Origin of the sequence: Rhizobacter sp., from assembly GCF_035702065.1 — a bacterium.
Taxonomy (GTDB): Bacteria; Pseudomonadota; Gammaproteobacteria; order Burkholderiales; family Burkholderiaceae_C; genus Rhizobacter.
This window is the reverse complement of record NZ_DASSRA010000393.1, coordinates 1-3,157: the sequence shown is the minus strand read 5'-3', so window position 1 is coordinate 3,157 and position 3,157 is coordinate 1. Positions and strand designations below refer to the sequence as shown.

Genomic DNA, 3,157 nt, shown 5'->3' with positions numbered 1-3,157 from the left:
GGGTCGGCGTCGGGCACGGCCAGCGCGTGCAAGGGTGTGTCCATGTCGCCGGGGTCGGTGGCAATCACGCGCACGCCGTGCTCGCGCAGCTCCTCGTGCCAGATGCGGCTCAGGTGCGAGAGCGCGGCCTTGCTCGCGCCGTAGGCGCCCCAGCCGGGGTAGGCCGAGACGGCGGCGTCGCTCGGGATGTTGACGACGAGCGCCGGCCGGCCATCGCGCGCCGAGGCGCTGAGCGCGCCCAGCAGCGCCTTGGTCAGGCGGAAGGGGCCGAGCAGGTTGGTGGCGAGCGCCGCCTCGAAGTCCTCGCACTCGGTGTCGGCCAGCAGCGCGAGCGGCGTCGGGCCGAGGTGCGAGGCGTTGTGGATGAGCACGTCCAGCCCGTCGAGCGCGGCGGTGATCTGCAAGGCCAGCGGGTAGATGTCGTCTTTCTTCGACACGTCGCCCACCAGGCCGTGCACGCCGGGGTGGGCGCGCGCGACCTCGGCCACGCGGGCTGCGTGGCGGGCGACGAAGGCCACGCGCGCGCCGGCCGCATGCAACTGTTTCACGAGGGCGAGGCCCAAGCCCGAGGTGCCGCCGGTGATGGCCACGCGCAGGTCGCGCGGGAGAGGGGTGCTGTTCATCGTGTGTGCCTTTCGTTGAGGATGGGCTCACGATAGGCAGCGGGGTCGCCCGCGGCGAGCGCCTTGTCCAACGGATTGGCAGAGGGTTGCCGGGGCGGACACAATGCGCCCACCATGCCCGCCGAAGACGCCAGCCAGGACGCCACCGTCGCCTCGCACCTCGCCCGCAACCTGGTGAGCCTGCGCCACACGCGCGCGCTCACGCAGGACGGCCTGGCCAAGGCTGCGGCCGTGCCTCGCTCGACCATCGCCAACCTCGAGTCGGGCGAAGGCAACCCCTCGCTCGCCGTGCTGGTGAAGGTGGCCGGCGCGCTCGGCGTGCCCATCGACGAGCTGCTCGCCTCGCCGCGCGCCATGGTGCGGCGCTGGTCGGCCGGCGAGGTGGCGGTGCGCCAGAAGGGGCGCGGCGTGAGCATCCGCGAGCTGGTGCCCGAGCCCGTGCCCGACGAGATGATGGAGGTGATGGACTTCGCCCCGGGTGCGGTGATGGCCGGTACGCCGCACCTGCCCGGCACGCGCGAGTTCTTCACCTGCCTCGACGGCCGCGTCACGCTCAGCGTGGCCGGCGAGCGCTACACCTTGGCCGAAGGCGAGGTGCTGGCCTTCCCCGGCAACCTGCCGCACTCGTACCAGAACGCCGACGGCGTGGCGGCCGCGCGCGGGGTGTCGGTGGTGGTGCTGGCCAAGGCCGGTGTCTAGGCCTGATCCCGCGTCCCTGTCATCGACAGGGATACGCCGATCGCCCCTATCCTTTGCCCCCCATTTCAACGTCAACAACGAGGGATCCCCATGACGATCATCCACACGCTGCGCCGCGCCGCCATCGCCTTGGCCGGTGGCCTGCTGCTGGCCGCGTCCGCCCAGGCCGGAGCGCCTCAGGTCAAGACGCAGGCACCGGGCTACTACCGCATGATGCTGGGCGACTTGGAGGTCACCGCCTTGCTCGACGGCATCATCGACCTCAAGCCCGGCGAGCTGCTCACCAACGTCAACAAGACCGAGGTGAGCGGCCTGCTGCGCCGCAACTTCCTCGGTGAGGCGGTGCCTACCTCGGTCAACGCCTACCTCATCAACACCGGCAGCAAGCTGGTGCTGGTGGACGCCGGCGCGGCCGCACTGTTCGGCCCCGGGCTCGATCAGCTGCACACCAACCTCAAGGCCGCCGGCTACCAGCCCGAGCAGGTGGATGCGGTGGTCATCACGCACATGCACGGCGACCACATCGGCGGCCTGATCCAGGACGGCAAGATTGCCTTCCCCAACGCCACCGTCTACGCCGGCAAGCAGGACGCCGACTTCTGGCTGAGCGCCGCCAACATGGAGAAGGCACCCCAGGAAATGAAGATGTTCTTCCAGGGCGCGCAGATCTCGCTCAACCCCTACGTGACGGCCGGCAAGTTCAAGGGCCTGGAAGGCAACAGCGAGATCGTGCCGGGCGTGAACGCCATCGCCGCGCACGGCCACACGCCGGGGCACACCATCTACGCGGTCGAATCCAAAGGCCAGAAGCTGGTGCTGTGGGGCGACCTGATGCACGTGGCCGCGGTGCAGTTCCCCAAGCCGGGCGTGACCATCAAGTTCGACAGCGACTCCAAGGCCGCGTCCGTCGAGCGCGCCAAGGCCTTCGCCGACGCGGCCAAGGGCCGCTACTGGGTGGCCAGTGCGCACCTGCCCTTCCCGGGCCTCGGCCACCTGCGTGCCGATGGCAAGGGCTATGTGTTCGTGCCGGCGAACTACACACTCCCGAAGTGAATGCGCTTGTGCCAACACGACAAGCGTGCTTAGAATCCGCCCGCTTGTCGGGGTGCCGAAGACTGCAGAGTCCGAGGCTGAGAGGGCGCACAGCGCCTAACCCGTTGAACCTGATTGGGGTCATCCCCGCGTAGGAAACAGCACTCGGCTTCGGCGCTCGCCCCTTCGGGCTTTGCAGCGCGGTCTCCAGGCAGGCACCCACTCCTGGAGACCTCATGGCCACCCCGCTCATCGGCATCGACGACCCCGCCGCGCTCTCACGGCGCATCACGCGCACGCCCTTCGCCGGCTCACGCAAGGTCTACCTCCCGGGCTCGCGGCCCGACATCCAGGTGCCCTTCCGCGAGATTGTTCTGAGCGACACGCTCACCGCCGACGGCCGGCGCGAGCCCAACCCGCCGCTGCGCGTGTACGACAGCTCCGGCCCCTACACCGACCCGCAGGCCGAGATCGACATCACGCGCGGCCTGCCTCCATTGCGCGCGGCCTGGATCGCCGAGCGCAGCGGCAGCGCCAACCAGTCGCAGATGCACTTCGCGCGGCGGAACATCGTCACGCCCGAGATGGAGTTCGTGGCGGTGCGCGAGAACCTGCTGCGCGCGCAGCTGCGCGAACGCCTGGCGCAGGAGCGGCCGGCCCATGCGGGCCAAGCCTTCGGTGCACGGCTCGCACGCGACATCACGCCCGAGTTCGTGCGTGCCGAGGTGGCGGCGGGCCGCGCCATCAGTCCCGCCAACATCCGCCACCCCGAGAGCGAGCCGATGGCGATCGGCCGCAACTTC

4 protein-coding genes and 1 riboswitch are annotated in these 3,157 nt (G+C 70.2%); of the genes, 3 read left to right on the top strand and 1 reads right to left on the bottom strand.

The features are described 5' to 3' along the window. The coding region (locus VFL64_RS17300) for an SDR family oxidoreductase (protein WP_489541623.1) at window positions 1-623 on the bottom strand (623 nt) is incomplete at its 3' end. Window positions 624-737: 114 nt separating this feature from the next. On the opposite strand from VFL64_RS17300, the gene VFL64_RS17295 reads away from it, so the two are divergent. The 3 genes from VFL64_RS17295 to VFL64_RS17285 all read left to right on the top strand — a co-directional run. After that, window positions 738-1,322, top strand: coding sequence for a cupin domain-containing protein (locus tag VFL64_RS17295; RefSeq protein ID WP_489541622.1), 585 nt, complete (start codon window positions 738-740; stop codon window positions 1,320-1,322). Between the two features lie 90 nt (window positions 1,323-1,412). After that, window positions 1,413-2,375, top strand: a complete 963-nt coding sequence (locus VFL64_RS17290) for an MBL fold metallo-hydrolase (RefSeq protein WP_489541621.1) — start codon at window positions 1,413-1,415, stop codon at window positions 2,373-2,375. 38 nt (window positions 2,376-2,413) lie between these two features. After that, window positions 2,414-2,529: riboswitch (TPP riboswitch) on the top strand. A gap of 61 nt (window positions 2,530-2,590) precedes the next feature. Further along, on the top strand, window positions 2,591-3,157 hold a 567-nt coding region (locus VFL64_RS17285), incomplete at its 3' end, for a phosphomethylpyrimidine synthase ThiC (RefSeq protein WP_489541620.1).